Annotated in this window: 20 protein-coding genes; 11 read left to right on the top strand and 9 right to left on the bottom strand. The window is 43.2% G+C overall.

Annotated features, from left to right (window positions below; genetic code table 11):
- Position 1: 1 nt before the first annotated feature.
- The 3 genes from G9X63_RS08880 to G9X63_RS08870 are packed head-to-tail and all read right to left on the bottom strand — an operon-like array spanning position 2 to position 4,718.
- The gene (locus tag G9X63_RS08880; RefSeq protein ID WP_161566451.1) at positions 2-2,407 is read right to left on the bottom strand and encodes a TonB-dependent receptor; all 2,406 of its coding nucleotides are present in this window, start codon (positions 2,405-2,407) and stop codon (positions 2-4) included.
- A gap of 56 nt (positions 2,408-2,463) precedes the next feature.
- Positions 2,464-3,552 carry a complex I subunit 1/NuoH family protein gene (locus G9X63_RS08875; RefSeq protein WP_252622588.1) on the bottom strand — a complete coding sequence of 363 codons (1,089 nt, stop codon included), beginning with the start codon at positions 3,550-3,552 and terminating at the stop codon, positions 2,464-2,466.
- Complete coding sequence (locus G9X63_RS08870) at positions 3,552-4,718, bottom strand: trans-sulfuration enzyme family protein (RefSeq protein WP_130923897.1); 1,167 nt, start codon at positions 4,716-4,718, stop codon at positions 3,552-3,554. The genes G9X63_RS08875 and G9X63_RS08870 overlap by 1 nt, the downstream gene beginning before the upstream one ends.
- A gap of 167 nt (positions 4,719-4,885) precedes the next feature.
- On the opposite strand from G9X63_RS08870, the gene G9X63_RS08865 reads away from it, so the two are divergent.
- The 5 genes from G9X63_RS08865 (at position 4,886) to G9X63_RS08845 (ending at position 9,226) form a co-directional block, all read left to right on the top strand.
- A complete protein-coding gene (locus G9X63_RS08865; RefSeq protein ID WP_252622586.1) occupies positions 4,886-6,253 on the top strand; it encodes a 3-keto-disaccharide hydrolase in 1,368 nt (455 codons plus the stop codon).
- Positions 6,254-6,261: 8 nt separating this feature from the next.
- On the top strand, positions 6,262-7,587 hold the full coding sequence (locus G9X63_RS08860) for a Gfo/Idh/MocA family protein (protein ID WP_252622584.1): 1,326 nt from the start codon (positions 6,262-6,264) through the stop codon (positions 7,585-7,587).
- 290 nt (positions 7,588-7,877) lie between these two features.
- Positions 7,878-8,651 carry a PASTA domain-containing protein gene (locus tag G9X63_RS08855; RefSeq protein ID WP_130896262.1) on the top strand — a complete coding sequence of 258 codons (774 nt, stop codon included), beginning with the start codon at positions 7,878-7,880 and terminating at the stop codon, positions 8,649-8,651.
- 1 nt (position 8,652) lies between these two features.
- Positions 8,653-8,952: a rhodanese-like domain-containing protein gene (locus tag G9X63_RS08850; RefSeq protein WP_252622582.1), complete on the top strand. Its 300-nt coding sequence runs from the start codon at positions 8,653-8,655 to the stop codon at positions 8,950-8,952.
- Between the two features lies 1 nt (position 8,953).
- Positions 8,954-9,226, top strand: a complete 273-nt coding sequence (locus G9X63_RS08845) for a rhodanese-like domain-containing protein (RefSeq protein WP_130896260.1) — start codon at positions 8,954-8,956, stop codon at positions 9,224-9,226.
- Here the strand turns inward: G9X63_RS08845 and miaA are convergent.
- The 3 genes from miaA to G9X63_RS08830 form a co-directional block, all read right to left on the bottom strand.
- Positions 9,215-10,150 carry a tRNA (adenosine(37)-N6)-dimethylallyltransferase MiaA gene (miaA, locus tag G9X63_RS08840; RefSeq protein WP_252622580.1) on the bottom strand — a complete coding sequence of 312 codons (936 nt, stop codon included), beginning with the start codon at positions 10,148-10,150 and terminating at the stop codon, positions 9,215-9,217. The genes G9X63_RS08845 and miaA overlap by 12 nt on opposite strands.
- A complete protein-coding gene (locus tag G9X63_RS08835; protein WP_130896258.1) occupies positions 10,123-11,424 on the bottom strand; it encodes a DEAD/DEAH box helicase in 1,302 nt (433 codons plus the stop codon). Before G9X63_RS08835 ends, miaA begins: the two co-directional genes overlap by 28 nt.
- A 76-nt stretch (positions 11,425-11,500) precedes the next feature.
- The gene (locus G9X63_RS08830; RefSeq protein ID WP_252622578.1) at positions 11,501-11,980 is read right to left on the bottom strand and encodes a hypothetical protein; all 480 of its coding nucleotides are present in this window, start codon (positions 11,978-11,980) and stop codon (positions 11,501-11,503) included.
- Between the two features lie 74 nt (positions 11,981-12,054).
- On the opposite strand from G9X63_RS08830, the gene G9X63_RS08825 reads away from it, so the two are divergent.
- From G9X63_RS08825 to acs, 3 genes are read left to right on the top strand one after another with little or no spacing between them, the layout of a single operon-like run.
- Positions 12,055-13,527 carry an MFS transporter gene (locus tag G9X63_RS08825; protein ID WP_252622576.1) on the top strand — a complete coding sequence of 491 codons (1,473 nt, stop codon included), beginning with the start codon at positions 12,055-12,057 and terminating at the stop codon, positions 13,525-13,527.
- The gene (locus tag G9X63_RS08820) at positions 13,527-13,745 is read left to right on the top strand and encodes a DUF6814 family protein (RefSeq protein ID WP_252622574.1); all 219 of its coding nucleotides are present in this window, start codon (positions 13,527-13,529) and stop codon (positions 13,743-13,745) included. Before G9X63_RS08825 ends, G9X63_RS08820 begins: the two co-directional genes overlap by 1 nt.
- 2 nt (positions 13,746-13,747) lie before the next feature.
- The gene (acs, locus tag G9X63_RS08815) at positions 13,748-15,637 is read left to right on the top strand and encodes an acetate--CoA ligase (RefSeq protein ID WP_252624872.1); all 1,890 of its coding nucleotides are present in this window, start codon (positions 13,748-13,750) and stop codon (positions 15,635-15,637) included.
- Positions 15,638-16,011: 374 nt separating this feature from the next.
- Here acs and G9X63_RS08810 read toward each other — a convergent pair whose 3' ends face one another.
- Positions 16,012-17,682: a sodium/sugar symporter gene (locus G9X63_RS08810; RefSeq protein ID WP_130896249.1), complete on the bottom strand. Its 1,671-nt coding sequence runs from the start codon at positions 17,680-17,682 to the stop codon at positions 16,012-16,014.
- Positions 17,683-17,743: 61 nt separating this feature from the next.
- Positions 17,744-19,294: an NFACT RNA binding domain-containing protein gene (locus tag G9X63_RS08805; protein ID WP_252622572.1), complete on the bottom strand. Its 1,551-nt coding sequence runs from the start codon at positions 19,292-19,294 to the stop codon at positions 17,744-17,746.
- A gap of 22 nt (positions 19,295-19,316) precedes the next feature.
- Between G9X63_RS08805 and G9X63_RS08800 the strand changes: the two genes are divergently transcribed.
- From G9X63_RS08800 to G9X63_RS08790, 3 genes are read left to right on the top strand one after another with little or no spacing between them, the layout of a single operon-like run.
- On the top strand, positions 19,317-19,901 hold the full coding sequence (locus G9X63_RS08800; protein WP_252622570.1) for an IMPACT family protein: 585 nt from the start codon (positions 19,317-19,319) through the stop codon (positions 19,899-19,901).
- A 6-nt stretch (positions 19,902-19,907) separates the two neighbouring features.
- On the top strand, positions 19,908-20,729 hold the full coding sequence (locus G9X63_RS08795; protein ID WP_252622568.1) for a fumarylacetoacetate hydrolase family protein: 822 nt from the start codon (positions 19,908-19,910) through the stop codon (positions 20,727-20,729).
- Complete coding sequence (locus G9X63_RS08790; RefSeq protein ID WP_252622566.1) at positions 20,729-22,087, top strand: aldehyde dehydrogenase (NADP(+)); 1,359 nt, start codon at positions 20,729-20,731, stop codon at positions 22,085-22,087. The genes G9X63_RS08795 and G9X63_RS08790 overlap by 1 nt, the downstream gene beginning before the upstream one ends.
- 163 nt (positions 22,088-22,250) lie before the next feature.
- Here G9X63_RS08790 and clpB read toward each other — a convergent pair whose 3' ends face one another.
- Positions 22,251-24,851: an ATP-dependent chaperone ClpB gene (clpB, locus tag G9X63_RS08785; protein ID WP_252622563.1), complete on the bottom strand. Its 2,601-nt coding sequence runs from the start codon at positions 24,849-24,851 to the stop codon at positions 22,251-22,253.
- Positions 24,852-24,880: the final 29 nt, after the last annotated feature.

Here is a 24,880-nt window from a genome sequence, read left to right as displayed (position 1 = left end):
ATTATAAGAATTTAAAATTATAAGTTAACGAGATAAACGGAGAGGCAAATACACTGAGTTCATACGCTCTCAAACCCGCTTTTGTTGATTTAAAAAAGACAGAGTAAGGGTTTTGACGTCCATACAAGTTGTAAATAGTAAATACCCAGCTTCCTTCCCAACGTTGCTTTTTCATCGATGGATTATTGATGGTCCAGGAGAAATCTAAACGGTGGTAATCACGCACTCGGTCATTATTACGCTCGGCAAACACGGGAAACTTTTTCCCTCCAATCTCATATGATCCTGAAGGAGACGAAAATGGACGTCCTGTATTATAGGCAAAAGTGAAAGAGAAACTATGGTGCGTCGTAGGTTGAATATTTAACATCATATTAAGGGTGTGAGGCTTATCGTAATTCGTCGCAAACCACTCTCCCCCATTTATTGCCTGTACCTCCGGAAATTCACCTATCATTTGATTGAATGCTCTTGCATACGTATAAGAAACCCAACCTGAAACCTCTCCTTTCTTCTTTTGCACCATTAATTCCATTCCGTAGGCTTTACTTTTACCAGAAATCAACTGCGTTTCTATGTTCGGGTTTAATTGCAAATTAGCCCCTGACACGAAGTCTAAAGTATTCGCCACATCTCGGTAATAGGTTTCTAATGAAGCTTCAAATACGTTTTCATTAAAGGTTTTAAACAAACCTAAAGAAAAGAAATCACTCTGTTGAGGCTTGATAAAATTATCTGCCGTTTTCCAGCGGGAGGTAGGCAAAGGCGTCGTATTATTCGATAATAATTGAAAAAACTGTTGCTGACGATTATACCCAAATTTCATCGTAGTATTTTCTGCCAAAGAATATTTCATCGTGACACGAGGCTCAAAACCACCATAGGAGGCCATGACTTCTCCGTCCGCGTACGTATTTTTCCGTAACACGGTATTTAATGAAGGCATCTGCCCTGGAGCATAGACATTTTCAGATCCTGCACCCATCCGGTAATAGTGGGAATACCGTAAACCGGCTTGCAATGTAAATTTAGGACTTACTGTCCATTCATCATCCGCAAATAAAGCTAATTCGTAAGACTGCTCGTCTGGAATTTTTACGGTGGAAACACGTGACACCACACCTTCATTTAAGGTACCCGGATTAATATCATAGCGAGTCGCCGTAATGCCAAAGTTCATTTTATGATTTTCCTTCGGCTGGTAATCAAAGCTAGTCGTTAGGTTTCGGTATAAGATCGAACTTTTTAAATCGATCGTATTAACGGAATCAGGTGCAAAGGTTTTAGTGGAATAATCGGTTAACGAGCCGCTCACCATCATATTCAACTTAGGTGAGAAATAATGATTCCAATGCGCTGCAAAATTCGTGTGTCCATAATTAAAGGAGGTCTGTTTAGCCACCACATTTTCGATACTGAATAAGGAATCGACCCGGTAATAATCATGGCTCAAATAAGAGGATAACGAAATCGTATTCTTTGTATTAGGACGGTAATAAATCTTCGTCGCTACATCAGAGAAATTCGCACGTAAATTCTTTAAATAATCCGGTGCAAACCATTTGAACATAAAGTCATTGACGGATAAACGGCCTGCAACTAAAACAGATAATTTTTCTTTAATAATCGGTATCTCGGCCATCACACGGTTCGAAATCAATCCAATTCCTCCTTGCATCTTAAATTTGTCCGTATTGGGTTCGATCATCTTGATATCTAAAACAGAAGCTGCACGTCCACCAAAACGAGAGGGAACCCCTCCTTTGTATAATTCTAAATCACGAATGGCATCAGAAGCAAAAACCGAAAATAACCCGAACATGTGGGTTGGGTTAAAAATGGGCGTATCATCGATGTAAATCAAGTTTTGGTCCACATTAGAACCCCGAATATTCAAACCATTAGCACCCTCACCTACGGAAGAAACGCCAGGAAGGGATTGTAAACTACGAATCACGTCGACCTCGCCCATCATCGTAGGCAATTTCTTAATCCCTTTTAAACTAAGTACTGTTACACCTAAGGAGGGTGTTTGAATATCTCGCTTAGTGGCTGCGCTAGAGACAATAACCTCTTCTAATTGTTTGGTTACGTTATTTAGCTGCACATTTAATTCCGTATTCGCCTTAATATAGATTTTCGTGCGATACGGATTATAACCTACATAACTCACTTTTATTACCCACTCACCGTAGGGTACGTGGACTTTGTAGTTTCCAGAAGTATCCGTTGTAACGCCTGATTTTTTAAAATCAACGGAAATATCAGCCCCTTTTAAAGGCTCGCCTGTTGAAGCGTCGATTACTTTACCAAAAATGGCCGGAAGCGAGGTGGTTTGTGCAATGCTTTGATACGAAAGGACAAATAGAAGTCCTAAGCAAAAGACTCTGGGTAAGAGTTTGATCATATAAGATAGGTTAACAGAAGCAATTTTGTAAATAAACAAAATATAAAGGAGATTCCTTACATGAGTAGCGACCAAAGGGCAGATATTGCGACGAAAATCAGGGCAAAGGGGGTTAACACTTTCCAGCATAAATACATCAACTGATCTACTCGAAGTCGAGGTAAAGTCCAGCGAATCCACATTTGGAGGGCAATTAAGACATAGGACTTCAACATCAGCCAAACAAAGCCAATCAAAGTGGCAGAAATAGTACCCGGCTCTCCATTCGTCCAATCTGCTAAGCGAACAGAACCGATATTAGGCAATGGAGAATACCATGATCCCCAGAACAAAATCACACCTAAAACGCTCACTAAAAGCATCATTCCATACTCTGACAAGAATAAAAGTGCCCAGCGCATTCCAGCATATTCGGTATGAAAACCACCTACTAATTCTGATTCAGCCTCTGGAATATCAAATGGTGCCCGATTCGCTTCTGCCAAAGAGGCGATGAAATAAATAATGAACAAGAAGAAAAACAATGGCATCCGCACCACATTCCAGCTCAAGAAACCACCTGCCTGTGTTACATCAATCCCTAAACCTTTTAAACCGAATAAGTATTGTGGTTCAGCAGAGAATATCCCCTGTTGTAGAGAAATCTCCTGCAAATTCAAGGAGCCTGAAATTAATACGATACATAAAAGTGATAATCCCAAAGGGATCTCATAGGAGACTAATTGAGCCGCAGAGCGAATTGCGCCTAATAAGGAATACTTATTATTCGAAGTCCATCCCGCTAATAAAATTCCCAAACTATCTAAGGAAACAATACCCATCAAGAGCATTAAGCCCATCTCTGTTTGGCTTCCTTGTAAGAAAGTACCCGAACTCAACGGAATGACCGCAAAGGCACCAAAAACTGACAAAAAAATGATCCAAGGGGCGAAAAGAAACAAACGTTTTTGGGCGTTTTCGGGGACGATATCTTCCTTTTGGAATAACTTCAACAAGTCCGCAAAAACCTGCAACAAACCCCATTTACCCACCTCCATGGGCCCTAATCGATCCTGCATAAATGCAGATAGCTTCCGCTCCACATAAACGCCTATCACGACATTTACGGTTAACAAAAGCAAACAAACGATCAGAGCAATCCACATTAGTTTATCTGATTTAAGGCTTGTAAGAAATCTGCTTTTAAATCCTCAATCGACTCTAAACCCACGGCTACGCGAACTAAACCATCCGTAATTCCCAGGGCCGCTTTTTCTTCTGCGGGCAATTTTGAATGGGTAGTGGACGCTGGATGCGTTATAATCGTGCGCGAATCCCCTAAATTAGGTGAAATAGAGGCAATTTTTAACAACTTACTGAAGGCTACTACTTTTTCAAATCCCCCTTTAATATCTAGGGTTAAAATCCCCCCACCGTACTTCATTTGGCGTTTCGCTAATTCATATTGAGGATGCGATTTTAAATAAGGGTATTTTACATTATTTAAGGCTTGATGTCCTTCCAAAGCTTCCGCCAATGCCATTGCATTCTCTGAATGCTTTTGCATTCTTAAATCCAACAATTCCAAACTCTTCGATAAAATCCAAGCATTAAAGGGAGACAAAGAGGGGCCTGTGTGACGTGCAAAGAATCGAATCTCGTCAATATACACTTTCTTTCCACAGATGACACCACCTAAAACGCGTCCTTGACCATCAATGTATTTAGTTGCTGAGTGAATGACTAAATCAGCGCCCAAGTCCAACGGCGTTTGTAGAATAGGTGTTGCAAAACAGTTATCTACTGCTAAAATCAAGTCTCTACCCTCTTTCAAAGCCGCTAATTCTTTCAAATCTATCAGCTCTAAACCCGGGTTAGAAGGAGATTCACAGAATAAAAATTTCGTATTAGGCTTAATGGCTGCTTTCCACGCATTGATATCTGCACCTGGAACGAACGTACATTCGATACCCCATTTGGCCGTAATCTTCGTCAAAATCTGAATACAAGAACCAAACAAAGCATTAGAAGCGACCACGTGATCTCCCGCTTTCAATAGACCAGCCATCGAAGCAAAAATCGCCGCCATCCCAGTAGAAAAAGCAATGCCATCCTCCGCATTCTCTAGCATATTCATCTTTTCTACGAACTCATCCACATTCGGATTCATGTAGCGAGAGTAGATATTACCCGCCATTTCGTCCGCGAATATCGCTCTACCCTGCTCCGCATCATCGAAAGTGAAACTAGAGGTCAAGTATAAAGGCACTGAATGTTCTCTGTTTTGAGATCTTTCCGCTTGAATACGAATGGCTTTGGTCTGTTTTTGCATAGTCATCAATTATTAATCTACAAAAATAATAGAATACTTAGTAAAAATGCTTTCCCTTCCTGACTATTTTCCTGACCTGATTTCACCCCCTACAGAAACTAAATTATTTTAAGATAATTGAGTAAATTTCGTAGAACTAAGCCTTGTAAAGAAAACAAAAAACAACTATGAAAAAATTGATTATACCCTTTTTAAGCTTGTTTTTAGCGATCGGATCGTTTCAGGTGCAAGCTCAAAAATGGACCAACCTATTCGACGGTAAAACCTTCAAAGGTTTCAAACAACTCAATGGACAAGCGAAATATGAAGTAATGGATGGCGTGATGGTGGGAACTACCGTAGCGAATACACCAAACTCCTTCATGGCCACGGAGCAGGAATACGGTGATTTTATCTTGGAGTTCGATGTCAAAGTAGACAACAAAATGAACTCAGGGGTTCAATTCAGAAGTTTATCCATCCCAGAATACCAAAATGGCCGCGTTCACGGATACCAAGCTGAAATCGACCCTTCGACAAGAGGTTGGTCAGGCGGAATTTATGATGAATCACGCCGTGGCTGGTTAGCCCAAAACGAACTAAAACCAGAGGCGAAGAAGGCCTTTAAATTAGGGGATGTTTGGAACCACTACCGCATCGAGGCAATCGGAAGCACGATCCGCACGTGGATTAACGATTATCCTGTGACTTATTTAGTGGATGATATGACGGCGAAAGGATTTATCGCCTTCCAAGTACACGCTATTTATGGAGAGATGAAACCGGGCATGCAAGTGATGTGGAAAAATATCCGTATTCAAACGGGAAAAGAGATGCAACCACGTCCTTTGGACAAAAACGTAGTCGTAGACAATTATATGTTAAACAATCTGTCTCCACAAGAGCAAGCACAAGGTTTCCGTCTATTATTCAACGGAAAAGACTTAACAGGCTTCCGCTCAGCGTTTAAGACGACGGCTCCTCCATCGGTTTGGACAGTGGAAGACGGTACGCTTCACGTGAATAGCTCTGGTGGCAAGGAATCAGGCAATGGCGGTGATATCTTAACGAATGACAAGTTCTCCGCTTTCGAATTAACATTTGATTTCAAATTAACAGAGGGCGCTAATTCAGGTGTGAAGTATTTCGTGAATGAATCGTATAATTCTGGTATGTCAGCGATCGGCTTAGAATACCAAGTGTTAGACGACGCAAAACACCCAGATGCGAAACTAGGAACCGTAGGAAATCGCACGTTAGCGAGTTTATACGACATCATTCCAGCGAACAAAATCGATGGTCGTTTCCAAAAGAAAATAGGCGAATGGAATCAAGGACGCATCATTGTATACCCGAATAACATCGTTCAACACTGGTTGAATGGCTTTAAAGTGATTGAATACGAGCGCAAGAGTAATATCTTTAAAGTGTTAGTGGCACATAGCAAGCATAAAGTGTGGGATGGATTTGGAGCACAAGATTCCGGTCCAATCCTTTTCCAAGAACACGGGGATTCCGTATTCTATAAAAACATCAAAATCAGAGAAATTAAATAACCTATCTAATGGAAAGAAGAGAATTTTTACACAAAGGTGCCCTAGCTTCTCTAGGCACTTTAGCTTTTAGCCCAAAATCGTACAGCAAGATCCTAGGAGCAAATGACCGCGTTCGCGTGGCTTGCGTGGGTTTCTCTGACCGACACCGGGCGTCTCATGTGCCTCCTTTTAAGGCTTTGGCCAAAGGAATGAACTTCGAAATGGTCGCATTGTCAGATCTTTGGAATCGCCGTAGAGATGAAGGAAAAGCCTTTTTAGAGAAAGAATTAGGCGGATCTATTCAGACCTATAGAAATAATGAGGAATTGTATTCTGCCAAAGGAATCGATGCCGTTTTCATCTCCACAGCGGACTTCCAACACGCTTTACATACCATCGAGGCTGTAAAAGCGGGTTGCGATGCCTACACAGAAAAGCCCTTAGCTGAAACGATGGAGGATAACCGTGCGGTTTTAAAGGCGGTAAAAGATTCTAATAAAATCGTCCAAATCGGTTCACAACGTCGTTCAGGTGAGAACTACTGGGCAGCGGATGAATTTATCAAGTCAGGTAAATTTGGCGATATCAAAATGGTAGAATTGATGTGGAACGTCAATCAACCAGGTCGCTGGAGACGCCCAGAATTAACGAGCATCTTAAAAGAATCAGATATCGACTGGAAACGTTTCTTAATGAACCGCCCAGCAGACAAATTCGATCCACGTAAATACTTAGAATACCGCCTTTTCTGGCCTTATTCATCAGGAATCCCAGGTCAATGGATGTCGCACCAAATCGACACCGTGCACTGGTTCTCCGGCTTATCACACCCTAATTCAGTGGTGGCTAACGGTGGAATTTACCAATGGAATGATGGCCGCGTAAACGCGGACACGATGACGGTTGTTTTCGACTACGGAAAAGCTGATAAAGGTTTCCAAGTTCAATTCACCTCTCGCTTCTCTAATTCAGCAGGCGGCACAAAGGAAATTTACTACTCTAACGGCGGTGAATTAAACCTTGACACTAACACTATTTCTCCTAATGGAGGTCTTCGTGAACGCGAGGCCAAAGCAATGGGCCTTCAAGCGAACTTATTACCAACGATGAAAATTGAAGGTGCTAAAGTAGCAACAGACGCAGATACAGGTGGAGATATCCTAACATTCAACCACGTGAAAAACTGGATGGAATGTGTTCGTTCTCGCAAAACACCTAACGCTCCTATCGAAGCGGGTTACCAACATTCAATCGCAACCATCATGTCTAATGCGGCTTACCGCACGGGACAACGCGTTACTTTCGATGAGAAAACGCAAGAGGTAATGGCGGGAGATAAGGTGTTTAAGTACTAGACAGTAGCCAGTTGACAGTAGTCAGTGGTCAGTAGCCAGTGGACAGTGGTCAGTAGCCAGTGGACAGTAGCCAGTTGACAGTAGTCAGTAAACAAAATGGGGGCGCAAGCCCCTTTTTTGTTACGTAAAATTTTGATTAGAGAGAATAGATAATAGAGTAGAGAGAGGAAGAAAATGAATAATGGAATTGGGTTAAAATGCAAGAAATTATTGCGCAGCACAATTTCTGCATTTTGAATCCAATTCTATAATGATTTTATTATCTTGCACCATATTAGATTAATCGCTCTATGGCAATCATTTCAACTAAATCAAAAAAGGACTTCTACCTGCACGTCGCGATCTTAGTGACGTTATTCTTAGTGCTGTTTTTTGGTTTCTTTTTTGTGTATTTACCTTGGAGCACGCACCATGGAGAGACCATTAAAGTCCCTAATTTGAAGGGTCTGTCGATGGATAAGATGGAGGAATCAGTCGATGCGAATAATCTAGAATTTGAAATATCGGATTGCACTTTTGTGGCAGACAAGCCCCCTTTGACCATCTTATCACAATATCCCTTACCGAATGCCTTGGTAAAATCAGGACGTAAAATCTACATTACGATCAATTCTGAAACGCCTCCTACTATCAGAATGCCTAATTTAATTGGCTTATCGGTTCGAAGTGCGGAGCAACAATTAATTATCGCTGGATTGAAAAAAGGGATTGTGCACCAGGTAAACGATCCCCGGTTGAAAGAGGTGATTGACATGCAAGCTTTGGGACGTAAAATGACAGCAGGGAGTAGTATTCCTAAAGGCACTGAAGTGGATTTGTATATTGGAAATGGGACAGCTGATGCGGAGATTGAATTACCAGATTTGATTGGGAAGCCTTTAGATGAGGTGTCGATTATTTTAGCAGGGATGAATTTAAAATTAGGCCACGTGACTTACGAGGCAAATAGTGATTTAACAGCAGGAACCATATTTAAACAAACTTGTGCGACTTGTGATGGAACGAGTATTCATCCAGGAGATACGATTGATGTTTGGGTAGTAGGTGACGGAAATAACGAATAAGATGGATATTACAATTGAAGAATTAAAAGAGCGAATGGACAAAGGTGAAAAACTGAACTTGTTCGATGTGCGCGAAGAGTATGAATTTGATGAGTTCAACATTGGGGCGACTTTGATCCCATTAGGTGAATTGCCTGATCGCTTAGAGGAAATTGCTCATCTGAAAAACGAAGAAATTTTAATCCATTGCCGCTCTGGAGCTCGTTCTGGACGTGCAAAAGACTATTTGATAGCAGAAGGCTATTCGAATGTGCGCAATGTGTTAGGCGGAATGATGGCCTGGCAAGCAGCTGGCTACTAATATGAATGCGACGCAATTCAAGCAAGCATTAACCCATGTAAACCTCCTAGATATACGGACTCCCAGAGAATGGGATGACTTTAATCTAGGAGGTTTTCACGTTTCATTGGATACGCTTTTGGAGCGCATCGATGAAATTTCAAAAGAGAAAAACTGGGTGATTATTTGCTATAATGGGACGCAGAGTTTGATTGCGATGCGTTTACTCAAGGCCAAAGGCTTCACGCACATCGACCACCTCGAAGGAGGTCTCGAAGCCTATTTAAGCCTCTAATTGTTTCAAAATTTCCACGAAGGCTTTCGATGGATGCAAATAGGTAAACTCGTCTTGGTTTCTGAACCAAGTCATCTGTTTCTTAGCATAATGACGATTATTACGCTTTAGCAAGCGAACCATTTCCTCTTCATCGTATTCACCCCGTAAAAACGCATAGACTTCTTTATAGCCTAAGGTCTTCAAAGCATACAAATGTTGCTTATCCTCGAATGCACGTGCTTCTGCTACTAAACCAGCAGCTAGCATTTGGTCCATCCGTTGATCAATTCGTGTATATAATTCTTCCCTAGAACGTTCTAAACAAATCTTGATGACTTGGAAAGGTCTGGCTGGTTTTTGAGCTAAACGAAACTCCGAATAAGGTTTTCCCGTAGAAAGACAGACTTCAAGGGCCCGAACGACGCGCTGCGGGTTTTTGGCATCCACCTGAGCTGCATAAATGGGATCTAATTGCTTCAATTCAGTAAACAAGGCCCAAAGACCCTCTTTTTCCAAACGGCCATTCAGCGTTTCGCGCAAGGCTAAATCAGCTTCTGGCATCACATCCAAACCCTCCATCAAAGCTTTCAAGTATAATCCGGAGCCGCCAGTAGCGACTACAACATCGTGCTTTTTGAAGAGTTTCGTTAATAACTTCATCGATTCCCGCTCAAAATCACCCGGAGAGAAATAGTCCTCCACCGAATGTGAATCGACAAAATGGTGGGTTACCCCACCCTGCTCCTCTGCAGATGGCTTTGCTGTTCCGATGGAAAGTTCGCGGTAAAATTGACGGGAGTCCGCCGAAATAATGTCCGTCTGTAGGTGCTTCGCTAAATCCACACAAAGCGCGGTTTTACCCACTGCCGTGGGACCTACGATGACGAGCAATAGTTTATTCGATTTTTTCAAAATCAATAGGTATTTTTCTTTCCGTACCATTTACGGCCAGAACTTGCCTTATCGAAAGAACGAGCTGGCTTGGCATCTTTAGCTGCAGCTGCTGGAGCACCCGGACGAGAACCACCGCCATTACGCGATTGACCTTGCGGTTTTTTGGCCGCTTTCTCCACGTGCAAGACTTTCATTGGGTATTTATGCGCTTCCACTACTGGAATCTTCTTCCCAATTAATTTCTCGATGTCTTTCAAATACGCTTTCTCCTCGATATCGCAAAACGAAATCGCAGCCCCTTTCGCACCTGCACGACCGGTACGACCGATACGGTGAACGTAGGTTTCAGCGATGTTGGATAATTCGTAATTAATGACAAATTCTAATTCGTCGATATCAATACCACGAGCGGCGATGTCGGTAGCAACAAGAACACGCGTTGTTTGTGCTTTGAAGTTTTTCAGCGCTGTTTGGCGGGCGTTTTGGGACTTATTCCCGTGAATCGCTTCAGCCTTGATGCTAGCCTTTAAAAGCATTTTAACCACTTTGTCCGCGCCGTGTTTAGTACGGGTGAAGACTAGGGCTGTTTTAATCGACGTATCTTGTAAGATATCAAGCAAAAGATCGTTCTTATTTCCTTTGTCTACGAAATAGACTGACTGATTAATGATCTCAACGGTAGAGGAAACCGGTGTAACGGAAACAGAAGCCGGGTTTTTCAAAATACTTCCCGCTAGTTTCACGATTTCTGGTGGCATCGTTGCTGAGAAGAATAACGACTGGCGTTTGTGTGGCAAGGCCGCTAATAATTTCTTCACGTCGTGAATGAAACCCATATCGAGCATGCGATCCGCCTCATCTAAGACGAAATATTCCACATCTGCGATCGATAAAAGGCGTTGGTTCATGAGGTCCAAAAGACGTCCAGGCGTCGCAATCACCACATCAGCACCGCTGCGGATGGCTGAGACTTGGGGACTTTGGCCCACTCCTCCAAAAATAACCGCATATTTCAAGTCCGTATGACGCGCATACGCTCTAAAACTTTCACCAATCTGAATCGCTAACTCCCGTGTGGGCGTTACGATTAAGGCGCGGATTTTCTTATTTTTTTGGAACGATTTGTTCTCTTCCAAAAGTTGTATAATGGGCAACGTAAACGCTGCTGTTTTACCCGTACCCGTTTGGGCGCAACCTAATAAATCTGTGCCACGAAGGACAATAGGGATTGATTGGGCTTGAATAGGGGTAGGATTGGTATAACCCTCTTCTTTGAGCGCCTTTAAAATAGGCTCAATGAGGTGCAATGATTCAAATGACATATGACTGTATAAAGATGTGTTATGAGCAATGAAATAATAACAAACATCCTCATAATGTGGCGCAAAGGTACGCCTTTTATTTCACAGATTCGTTTAATTGACCTAATGCCGCTAAAACCTGCTTGATCTCCTCCCCTTTTTGGGTACCAATTAAGACAGGGTCTCCCTCTTTAAAATAGAGCTGTAAACCCACGTTTCCAGCCGTGTTATAGACTAAACCATTTCCCTTAAAGCTGTATTTGATTCCCCAGCCACCATATTCCATCAAAGGGCTATAGGTTCTTACATAGGAAGCAGAAAGCGTATCCCAAGCAAAGAATTTCTCTTTAAAATGGAAGGGGAAAAAACGCACATAGATGCCCTCTTCGGTAATGCGAGTTGTTAATTTCATTTGCCAAAACAGCAAAGGCAACAAAATTCCGATTCCAAACGACACATAAACTGCGCTATCCGTTTGCGGTGGTGCAGTAACGATGGAATAAACCATCGAAGACCAAACACCTATTAGTATCAGCCATAGCCACCACTGAGTGAAACGTTGCGTTTCGGTATACATAAGCAAGAATTTTAGCTCAAATTTAGCAGAATTAGGGAGAAAATGATAGATTTGCTACAACCTATTTAATACTAATGACAACCAAAAAACAAAGCCTCGCCTATATCATTAGTGCGTCGTCTGTCGGTACCTTAATTGAGTGGTATGATTTCTATATTTTTGGCAGCCTAGCTACGGTTTTATCGACCAAATTCTTTCCAACTGATAATCCCACCGCCGCCTTTTTAAACACCTTAGCAACTTTTGCCGCCGGTTTTGTGGTGAGACCATTTGGAGCCTTAGTATTCGGACGATTGGGCGATTTGATAGGTCGTAAATATACCTTTATGGTCACCCTGATGTTAATGGGAGGCGCCACTTTTGCGATTGGTTTAATCCCCTCTTATGCCACTATCGGAGCTTGGGCCCCTATTTTAGTGTTAACGCTACGTCTTTTACAAGGACTTGCTTTAGGAGGAGAATATGGTGGAGCCGCAACTTATGTGGCGGAACACGCGCCCGCAGAAAGACGTGGATTTTTCACCTCTTGGATTCAAACAACTGCCACACTAGGTCTAGTTATTTCCTTGGCCGTTATTATGGCCACTAGATCATCTATGAGCAAAGAAGCATTCGATGACTTTGGCTGGAGAATTCCCTTTCTGGTTTCTATTCTAATGGTGCTCGTCTCGCTGTTAATCCGTAAAAACATGGAGGAGTCTCCTATGTTTGCTAAGGCCAAAGCAGAGGGAAATATTAGCAAAAACCCCTTGAAAGAATCTTTTGGCAATAAACTAAACCTGAAATATGTTCTCTTAGCCCTTTTCGGGGCTACCATGGGACAAGGTTTGGTTTGGTACACGGGCCAGTTTTATGCTCAAACTTTCCTCTTAAAAATCTGTAATCTGGATGATATTCAAACGAATACCATTTTAGTCATTGGGCTTTTGTTAGGAACACCTTTATTCGTGATTTTTGGTGCATTATCCGACAAAATAGGTCGCAAAGGCATTATGATGGCGGGGATGATTATAGCCGTTTTGTCCTATCGCCCCATTTTTGATCAAATGTACAAAACAGTGGATGTGACGAATAAAACGGTAGTTCCGGGTTCAGAAAAGATGACATTAAAAGGTAAAACGACGACTATTACAAAAGAATACACGGATGGAAGTTCGTATAAAAATGTCATTACGGAAGTTTCACCGGATAAAACGGAATCTAAGATTAGCATTAAAATAAACGAGAAAGACCAGTGGACTTTAGTCGGCTATGTATTTTTCTTGATTTCTTTCGTGACGATGGCCTATGGTCCCATCGCCGCCTTTTTAGTAGAAATGTTCCCTACCAAAATTCGATATACCTCGATGTCTTTGCCTTATCACATTGGAAATGGTGTTTTTGGTGGATTAATGCCAGCCATTGCGACCTTTTTAGTTTCGAATGCACAAACGGCGGGAGTCGTGCAAAAACCTTATTTGGAGGGATTAAACTACCCTATCGCTTTAATCAGCGTCTGCGTAGTCATAGGAATTATATATATCAAATCAGCTAAAAAAGCAGCCTAATGAACCTTATTAAACGCATTTTAGGGATAGTTTGGATCGGTCTAGGAATCGGTGCAGGCATTTATTTGATCTATTTTCAAGCGGTTCCATTGTGGGCCAAAGGTGGGAACGACCTCGTCCCTGCCATTATTTACACCTTTGTTTTAGCACCCCTTATTTCAATTGGAATGAGCCTTTTTGGCTTTTATGCCCTTCAGGGAGAATTTGATACTATATAATGATGAGAATTACGAGCCTAGCAGATTACCAGAAAACGTATGAATTAAGCGTGCGAGAGCCTGAAAAATTTTGGGCAGGCATCGCAAATCAATTTGATTGGATCAAACCATTCACGAAAGTGTTAGACTGGAATTTTGATGATTATTCGGTCAAATGGTTTGAGGATGGCCAAATGAACATCACCGCCAATGCACTAGATCGTCATTTAAAAACGATCCCAGATCAAGCAGCCATCATCTACGAACCTAACGAACCCGGCGATGAGGCCATCACCTTAACCTACCGCGAATTACACGCGAGAGTGTGTAAGTTCAGTAATGTGCTGAAAAACCAAGGCGTGGTGAAAGGGGATCGTGTTTGCATTTACATGCCCATGATTCCAGAACTAGCTATCGCCGTTTTAGCTTGTGCTCGAATCGGAGCTATCCACTCGGTTGTTTTTGGCGGATTTTCAGCTCAATCCATTGCGGATCGCATCAATGATTCAGAATGTAAAGTCGTGGTCACTACGGACGGAGCCGTTCGGGGTAACAAGTCCATTCCGATGAAAGAAACGGTGGACGATGCCTTAGTAACGTGTCCATCGGTAGAAAAGGTAATCGTGAAAACACGCACCAAAACGCCTGTTTCGATGATAGGCGGACGTGACCTTTGGTGGGAGCAAGAAGAAAACGAAGCTTCTGCAGATTGTCCTGCTGAAGCGATGAATGCAGAAGATCCTTTGTTTATTTTATACACCTCTGGATCCACTGGTAAACCTAAAGGCGTTGTCCATACCTGTGGTGGCTATATGGTCTACACCGCCTATACCTTCGCGAATGTATTCCAATATAAGCCCGGAGAAGTCTTCTTCTGTACCGCAGACATTGGCTGGATTACGGGTCACTCCTATTTAGTTTATGGACCCTTATTAAATGGAGCGAAATCCGTTCTTTTCGAAGGAATTCCTACCTACCCAGATGCTGGACGCTTTTGGGATATCATCAAAAGACATTCCGTTAACATCTTCTACACAGCCCCTACAGCGATTCGTTCGTTAATGGGTTTTGGCGATGAACACATCGAAGGCAAAGACTTAAGCTCTTTACGTGTTTTAGGATCCGTGGGAGAACCGTTAAACGAAGAAGCATGGCATTGGTATAATGACAAAGTAGGTCACGGCAACTGTCCTATCGTCGATACCTGGTGGCAAACCGAAACGGGTGGACTGATGATCTCCCCTATCGCCGGTATTACTCCTTTAAAACCAGCTTTTGCGACGTTACCTTTACCAGGTGTTCAACCTATCCTAGTGGATGAGAATGGCAAAGAAATTACCGGAAATGGCGTAAATGGTAATTTATGTATCAAATACCCGTGGCCATCGATTATTCGCACCACGTATGGCGATCACGAGCGTTGCAAATCGACTTACTTCTCCACCTACCCAGGTTTATACTTCACTGGAGATGGATGTATGCGCGACGAAGATGGATACTACCGCATTACAGGACGTGTAGATGATGTCATGAACATCTCTGGCCACCGAATCGGAACAGCCGAAGTTGAAAATGCCATCAATATGCACACGGGTGTCATTGAATCCGCTGTCGTAGGCTATCCGCACGATATCAAAGGGCAAGGAATCTATGCCTATGTTATCTGCGAACACCCGACCATCAATGATGATTTGACCCGCAAAGATATCTTAGCGACCGTCACTCGTGTGATTGGGCCTATTGCCAAACCTGACAAGATTCAATTCGTGACAGGCCTACCTAAAACGCGTTCCGGCAAAATCATGCGCCGTATTCTTCGCAAAGTGGCGGAAGGCGATACTTCTAACTTGGGAGATACGTCTACGTTGTTAGATCCGGGTGTGGTGGATTCGATTATCAGCGGAGCATTGTAAAACATTAGAGCGTTATAAAGTAGCGAAGCTCCTTTATAACGCTCCAATGTAGAGTATAGATTATAGAGTAGAGAGTATAGATTTAAAGCATAAAGAATAGAGCACAAAGCATAAAGGTGGAATCGCCTGCGGCGATGAATTCAGCAGTAAGTTGACTCCGGACTGACTACTGATTACTGTCGACTGTCTACTGCCCACTACAAAAAAAGGGATCGAAATTCGATCCCTTTTTTTGTAGTCATTGCTATGCAACTTAGTCGCCTACGGCTTAGTCATCGCTTCGCGATTTAGTCAAAAAGTCTTCAGGAAAATTTTCAGGTAAGGGTTTACAAAATTATTGCGCAGCACAATTTTAAAACACTTACCTGAAAATTTTACCAAAAATACGTATACAACGCTATAATCCCCATCACAACCACGACCGTTCCTAAAATGAAGGAAGGCTCGAGTTTGAACATTTTGGCATCAATCTCTAATCCCTTAGGATTGTTCTTACTTTCTGGATCAGCTAATGAGATAAGCACCATTGAAACCACACAGAAGATGAATACCCATCCCATCCGGTCCATAAATGGAATCATGTACACGTCGCCATCTAAGAAGGCTGTGTAGAACATACAGTCATTAACGCCTGTCCAAGTAGGAATATATTTAGACAAAATCGAGAACGTTACCCCTCCAATTAGCGCAAATAAAGCGGCATTTGAAGTTGTTCTTTTCCAGAAGAAACCTAGGATAAACAAGGCGAAAATACCTGGAGAAACATATCCTGTGTACTCTTGAATGAATTCAAAACCACCTTTTTTGTCGATACCCATAAATGGAGCAATCGCAATCGCTAACACCATGGCTGCTACCACCGCAATACGACCGATCGAAACTAATTGTTTCTCTGTCGCGTTCGTGTTGATGTATTTCTTGTAGATATCTAAGGTGAAAATGGTAGAAATAGAATTCGCTTTACCCGCCATAGAAGCTACAACTGCTGCCGTTAGAGCGGCAAAAGATAGGCCTTTCAAGCCTGCTGGCAATAGGTTCAATAAAACAGGGTAAGCACTATCTTGATTCAAGACACCGTCCTTCATCATCTCTTGTTGGAACATGCCATCCTTGTGCAATAAATACGCAGCGATACCTGGTAAAACCACGATGATAGGCATTAACATCTTTAAGAATGCCGCGAACAAAATCCCGTTACGCGCTGTAGGAAGATCTGCTCCCAAGGCACGTTGCGTGATGTATTGGTTACATCCCCAGTAGTTCAAATTGATAATCCACATACCACCGATTAACACGGTAAGGCCTGGAAGAGAGGGATAATTCGCATTATCCTTGTTTAAAATCATGTGGAAATGCTCTGGTGCTTTGGTCATCAAATGATTTAAACCGCTCATTACACCTTCTCCACCGAAGTGATCTGACACCATTTGTAGGGCCAAATACGTCGTTGCTAATCCCCCTAAAATCAAGAAGAATACCTGAATAACGTCTGTAAATCCAATTACTTTCATACCACCCAAGGTGATAATAACCGCAAATACGGACATACCGATCATACAAACGGTGAAATCAATACCAGAAATAGTTGTTACCGCTAGGGCTCCTAAATACAAAATAGATGTCAAATTCACCGCTACGTATAACATTAACCAGAAAACGGCCATGATTAAACTAACTGTAGGAGAGTAACGTTGCGATAAGAATTGAGGCATCGTGAAGATTTTATTCTTCAAATAGATAGGCATAAAGAAGATCGCCACAATTAAGAGTGTAGCTGCCGCCATCCATTCGTAGGTAGCGATGGCTAGACCGAGTCTAAAACCATTGCCGGACATTCCGATAAATTGCTCTGCTGAGATGTTAGAAGCGATTAATGACGCACCAATCGCCCACCAAGTTAATGAACCTTCCGCTAAGAAGAAGTCATTTGAATCAGATAATTCGGATTTTTTCTTGTTGTAAATCCAATAGCCGTAACCAGCTACTACCACGAAATAAAAGAGAAATACGAGGTAGTCGAGTGTTTGTAAACCGTTTGATTGCATAGAGTTTTAATGTTAATTAAGGTCTTGAATTGACTAAATTAACCTTTTTATCGGAATTGTACTAATTCCAAAGCTCCGGTTTCACTAAAACCACTTCTTCCTCTCGGTCCACAATGACCATTCCGGGTAGTAAATCTTTGGTTTTGCGAACGTATTTTTTAGAGGTGACGATGACAGGACAAAGGGATTCGGTCTGTCTTTTGGAGAAATAAGCCGCTAGACTTGCTGCCTTTTCGATGACAAAGGCGGGAACGGTTTTGTTTTGAGGATTTCGTACGATCACATGAGACCCCGAAACGTCTCTTGCGTGCAACCAAATATCCTGTTTCTTCGCATATTTCAGCGTTAAGAGATCATTATTCTTCGCATTCTTCCCTACCCAAATCACCCATCCTTCGATCTCAAACTGTTTAAAAGGCAGTTCCTCAGTGGATTTTTTATCGGTGGCTAAGGCTAAAAAAGGTTTCAAGCCCTTCCGAGTTTCTACGGATTCCAATGAGGCAATTCTTTGCTGTATTTCAGCGATTTCCTGCTGCTTTCGCGCAATATTTTCTTCCCAATGAACTAGTTCTTTGGAGAAATTCTTTCCCTTTCGGTAATAATTCTCTGCGTTAGCTGCTGGACTTAAAGTAGAGTTTAACTTAATCGTGATGGGTTGATTTCGGTAAAAATCGTCTAAGACTACTTTGCTTTCACCCTCCGGAATCAGATGTAAAAAAGCCATCAAAATATTACCTATTTCTTCAAAGGGAACATTGGTTTCGCGTATCACCTTTTGTTTTTCTAACTCTTGCAGATAGAGTTGAGATTTCGCCAAATTACGTTCCAAGCCCTCCTGTATTTGTCTTTTCTCCCGAGTGAATTCCCCTACCGAATAATGCAGCACATAGAATTGATTCAAGGCGGCAATGGGATCCGTTGTTTGAAAAAGCGGCTCAGAAGTGGGCGAAAATAAGGTAAAACCAATGCCTTTAGGTGTGGAAACCACGTAAAAATTCCCTTCATCTAGGATTTGAAGCATTCGTTGCAATAGAGCCCAACGGTCTTTCAGGTATAGGTTTTCATATCCTTGCGCTGCAAGCCAAGCTTGCCCTTCTTTACCTAGCGTGGGAAAGAGCGGGAAATATTCCCCATCAGCCGCCTGCAAGGCCTCAAAACTTTGATCGATGGAACGCGAGATGGAATTTAAATCCAGCTCATCGTCTTTCTTGAGTCGTTTTTGAAATTGCGAATCGTATTCTCCATCGCGATACAAAATCAAGTTTGCCCGATTCCCAAAAAGCTTAAATACAAGCACATAATTTCCTAAAAAATGAATCCCGAAGGCGCGTTCATTTTCATACATCTCCACTTCTTGGACTTCGGCTAATAGTAAATCAGAGAACAGGTCGATGGAATTTCGGCCGGCTCGGTGGAAAGAATCGGGGAATTGAAGACTAGAAAACTGGGGACCGAGGGAGCATTTGATGTAGAAATCATCGCCGTTTTGGCGTTCAAAACCCAAAACTAATTCATCCTTCTCCTGCGAAAAACACTGTTTTAAGCGCGCATACATCAATATCTGACGTAATTGCCCTGATAAAATCCGCAGAAAATAATAGTTATTGTGCATCGCTTAGCCTAAATTTATCCTTATGTCATTGATACCCGACTCCTATCTCACGATCGCAAAACCAGCTGAAGGACTTTACAAAGATAAAGGAAGTAAATTCATCAGTTGGGCATATCCGGTGAAAGATTTGGAAGAAATCAAAAGCCATCTAGCTTCCTTGAGAGAAGCACATCCGAAAGCTCGCCACATTTGTTATGCCTATCGCCTCGGATTTACCCCAGAGGAAGCGCGATCTAATGACGACGGAGAACCATCCGGAAGTGCGGGGAAGCCCATTTTGAATATTATTCTTTCTCAAAATCTGCATTATGTACTGGTGGCTGTGGTTCGTTATTTCGGTGGTACTCTTCTAGGCGTACCTGGACTCATTCAAGCCTATAAAGAAGGGGCAGTCGATGCGCTAGATCAGGCGGAGATTTATGAGAAAGAGCCGATGAAAATACGTAGCATTCAGTTCACCTATGCGCAGATGAATGAAGTGATGAAAATTTGCAAAAAACACCCGATTACGATAGTAAATCAGGAAATTGATAATCTTTGTACCTATGAATTGACGTATGCATCTCGCCACGCGGCAGAGATTGATGCCTCGCTTGATAACCTATGATAACCTATGAAATCGTATAAAATTTATTTAACCTCGGCTGGAATTCAGGTGCAGGATCAGCAAGGGCTGGTTTGCTCGGTTCCGGGAAATTGGGATGACTTTATTAACCAGTCCCAGCTATTTCAACATTGCGCTTCTCTGGATTTTCAGGAGGCCAAAACCGAAACGCCACTTTGCCCTATCGATTCGCAAGAAATTTGGGCGGCTGGCGTGACTTATTTGCGCAGCAAAGTCGCACGAATGGAAGAGTCTAAAGAATCCGGTGGAGATACCTTTTACGACAAGGTGTATGACGCCGAAAGGCCTGAAATATTCTACAAAGGTAATCGCTTACGGTCCGTAGGGCCAGGTGGAAAGGTGCGGATTCGGAAGGATTCTTTTTGGAATGTGCCAGAACCGGAATTGACACTTTTTGTCAATAAACATGGAGAATTAGCGGGCTACAGCATTGGAAACGATATGAGCTCTAGAGACATCGAGGGCGAAAACCCTTTGTATTTACCGCAGGCCAAAGTCTATGACGCCGCCGCCGGCCTCGGACCTTGCTTATTAGTGACCGAAAAATCATTGGCGCCTAACACCATCATCTCAATGGAAATCATCCGAAACGGCGAAAGCGTTTTCCAGGGCGACACCGAAATCTCCCAAATGAAGCGTTCACACGCCGAATTAGTCGATTATTTAACCCGCGAAATGTCCTTTCCATCAGGCGTCTATTTGATGACAGGCACTTGCATCGTCCCAGATCCGCCGTTTACCTTGCAATCCGGAGATAGCATCCACATCACCATTGAACCTATTGGAACCCTTATACAAACTGTTGCCTAATGAATTATACAGACGCTTCGATTGCAGAAATCGACTCAGCCATTGCCGCAGCAAAAGCCGCATTTCCTATTTATCGCCGGATTTCAGATGTTAATCGTGCTGCCTTCTTAGAAGCCATATCCCGCGAAATCATGGCCTTAGGTGATGAATTAATCCAAAGCGCCTGCGCAGAATCTAACCTCCCAGAAGCGCGCATTACGGGAGAAAGAGGTCGCACCACAGGCCAAATTCAAGCCTTCGCTGACTTCATCTCTAATCCTGCTTGGAAAAAAGAAATCCATGATCCCGCTCAGCCAGATCGTGCACCGCTACCTAAACCGGACCTATTTCAAACCCAAATCCCGCTAGGTCCTGTGGCCGTTTTCGGGGCAAGCAACTTCCCATTAGCCTTTTCAGTAGCAGGTGGAGATACGATTTCCGCCCTAGCTGCGGGATGCCCAGTCGTTTTCAAAGCACACCCAGCTCATCCCAAAACAGGGGAATTAGTAGGCTCAGCGATTTCTAAAGCAGTCGCATCTTGTGGTTTACCTGCTGGCGTTTTCGCCTTGATTCACGGCTCTTCGAACGAGGTAGGATCTCATTTAGTGCAGCACCCAGAAATACAAGCAATAGGTTTCACAGGGTCTTATCGAGGGGGGAAAGCATTATATGATTTAGCCGTTCGCAGACCTCATCCCATTCCTGTTTATGCGGAAATGGGTAGCGTGAATCCTGTGATTTTATTATCGAACAAAATCGCCGAAAATCCAGCAGCCCTAGCAGCAGGACTGGCTGGTTCAGTTTGCTTAGGCGTGGGACAATTCTGCACAAATCCGGGCCTCATCATCCTTCAAAAGCAGGATGCATCTTTCCTTGATTTGCTAGCAACTGAATTAGATAAATTACCATTGGGCACTTTCTTAACGCCTGGAATTGCATCTGCCTACGCTTCCGGCGTTGCTAACCTTGCAAAACATGCTAAGCAATTAACCTCGCGCGAGCTACCTTCTCCTGCCTTATTTGTGGCTGAGGCTGCTACTGCCAATCACGCTATTTTGGAAGAAGTTTTTGGACCATGCACGGTCGCAATTTTAGTAGAAGATGAAGCAGAAATGTTGACGTTTATTGAATCAATAGACGGACAGTTAACAGGCACCATTCACGGAACCAAAGCTGAAATTTCAGAAGAATTAGTCGATGCCTTACTACAAAAAGTAGGCCGCCTATTATTCAACGGTTTCCCTACAGGCGTGGAAGTTTCTGGCGCAATGGTCCATGGAGGACCTTATCCTGCTACTACAGACTCGAGGAGTACGAGCGTGGGAACGCAGGCGATTTATCGATTTACGCGGATGGTTTGCTTGCAAAACAGATTATAAAGCATAGAGCACAAAGAATAAAGTTGGAATCCCCTGCGGGGATAAATTCAGAAATATTTATCAGTTTCAGCTGCGAAGCAGCCAACATCCTAAACATCAAAAAAGCGGCAATTGCCGCTTTTTTGATTCCAAATCTATACTCTCTACTCTCCTCTCTCTACTCTTAAATTTCCACCTCCACGTTTTCAAAACTCAACTCCCCTTTCTCATCCAACTCCATCATCACCGCCGAATCTTTCTGAATCTTACCCGATAAAATAGCCTTCGACAATTCGTTCAAGACCGCTTTTTGAAGTACGCGCTTCATCGGACGACCACCATAATTCGGGTCATATCCATCCGTAGCGAGTTTATTCAAGGCTTCTTCTGAAGCTTCCAACGTGATATTTTGTTCTGCTAAACGCTTTTGAACCTCTTTGAACTGAATCGCTAAAATTTTGCGTGCATGTTCTAAGGTTAATGGTTCGAACAACACCACCTCATCGACGCGGTTTAAGAATTCAGGACGGACTACTTGTTTCAGTAATGTCATTACTTCTTCTTTGGTCTCCTCTAAAATCAAGGCATTATTCCAGCCTTCCATCTGAGCCATTTTCTCTTGAATTAAGTGGCTACCGATGTTAGACGTCATAATGATGATCGTGTTCTTAAAGTTCGCGGTGCGACCCTTGTTATCCGTTAAGCGACCTTCGTCTAATACCTGCAATAAGATGTTCCAAACATCCGGATGCGCCTTTTCTATCTCATCCAATAACACGACCGAATAAGGTTTGCGACGTACGGCTTCCGTTAACTGTCCGCCCTCATCGTAGCCCACGTATCCCGGAGGCGCTCCTACTAAGCGGCTTACCGCGTGGCGTTCCTGGTATTCTGACATGTCGATGCGGATCATCGCGTTTTCGTCGTTGAATAGGTAGGAGGCCAAAGTCTTGGCTAATTCCGTCTTCCCCACCCCCGTCGTACCTAAGAAGATGAACGAACCGATCGGACGCTTCGGATCTTGTAATCCCGCACGAGAACGACGCACCGCATCAGATACCATTTCGATGGCTTGGTCTTGACCTGCCACACGTTTGTGCAGCTCATCTTCCAAATGCAATAATTTCTCCACCTCCGTTTGCAACATACGGCTCACTGGAATTCCAGTCCATTTCGCCACCACCTCGGCAACGTTTTCGGCTGTCACTTCCTCTTGCAACATCGAGTTCTCTCCTGCTGGCTGCGCCTGCATATCTTTTAACTTCTGCTCAGATTCAACCAAACGTCCGTAGCGAATCTCGGCAACCTTGCCGTAATCACCTTGGCGTTCTGCTTGTTCTGCCTCTAGTTTTAAACGATCAATCGTCTCTTTTTCGGCACGAACCGCATCGAGCACCGATTTCTCTGACTGCCATTTGGCCTTCAAGGCATCTCGTTTCTCTGATAAATCCGCTAAATCGCGCGATAATATCGTTTCCTTCTCTTTGTTATTCTCACGACGAATCGCTTCGCGCTCGATTTCTAGCTGCATAATCTTGCGCTGGATGTCATCGATTTCCTCCGGTACGGAGTCGATTTCGAGGCGCATTTTGGCAGCTGCCTCATCCATCAAATCGATCGCTTTATCCGGCAAGAAACGATCTGAGATGTAGCGGTTCGATAATTCTACCGCCGCAATTACCGCGTCATCTTGGATTCGAACCCCGTGGTGCAATTCATATTTATCCTTGATCCCGCGAAGAATGGAGATCGCATCTGCGACATCCGGTTCTTCCACTAAAACGGATTGGAAACGACGCTCAAGGGCTTTGTCTTTCTCGATGTACTTTTGGTACTCTTTCAATGTCGTAGCACCAATCGCATGCAGTTCCCCACGCGCTAAGGCTGGTTTTAATAAGTTCGCCGCATCCATCGCTCCTTCGCCTCCGCCGCCTGCACCGATCAAGGTGTGGATCTCATCGATGAACAAAACGATTTCTCCATCGGAGTCCGTTACTTCTTTGATGACCGCCTTTAAACGCTCCTCAAATTCCCCTTTGTACTTGGCTCCCGCGACTAAAAGCCCCATATCGAGCGACATCACGATTTTGGATTTCAAGTTTTCAGGCACGTCTCCAGAGACGATACGTTGGGCTAAGCCTTCTACAATAGCGGTTTTACCTACGCCCGGTTCCCCTAAAAGTATGGGATTGTTTTTCGTTCTGCGGGATAATATCTGCAAGACTCGGCGAATTTCTTCGTCACGTCCAATGACCGGATCGATTTTTCCGGCCTTAGCTAATTCATTTAAATTCTTACCGTATTTTTCCAAAGACTGGTAAGTACCTTCTGCATGTGGATCGTTCACTTTTCTATTTCCTCTTAATTCTGTGATGGATTTCTTGAAATTTGCACTAGTGATGCCCAAGGACTTTAATAGGTCCGAAACGGCATCTTTGGATTCAATTAGAGCGAGAAATAAAATCTCTACGCTGACATACGAATCGCCAAATTCAGTTTTCAAAGCCTCCGCTTTCGTCAAAACCTGCTGCAAGGCATTGCTCGCGTAGGGTTGAGCGCCTGATACTTTCGGGTAAGAAGAAAGGATGCTTTGTAATTTATCTTGAATCTGTGGAACAGACACGCCATTCTTCTTTAAAAGAAAGGCGGATGTTTGGGTGTCGTCTTGCAAGATGGCTTGCAAAAGATGCCCCGTTTCAATAGCTTGCTGACCATTCTGGCTCGCGATTTCCATCGCGTTTTGAATAATAAGTCCAGCTTGTGAGGTGTAATTATTCGGGTTCATATCGGCTAGGTTTTGCCCCTATCTAGCAA

Source organism: Aquirufa antheringensis, from assembly GCF_023921165.1.
Classification (GTDB): Bacteria; Bacteroidota; Bacteroidia; order Cytophagales; family Spirosomataceae; genus Aquirufa; species Aquirufa antheringensis.
Note: the sequence above shows the minus strand (reverse complement) of the source record. Positions and strands in the feature narration are given on the sequence as shown.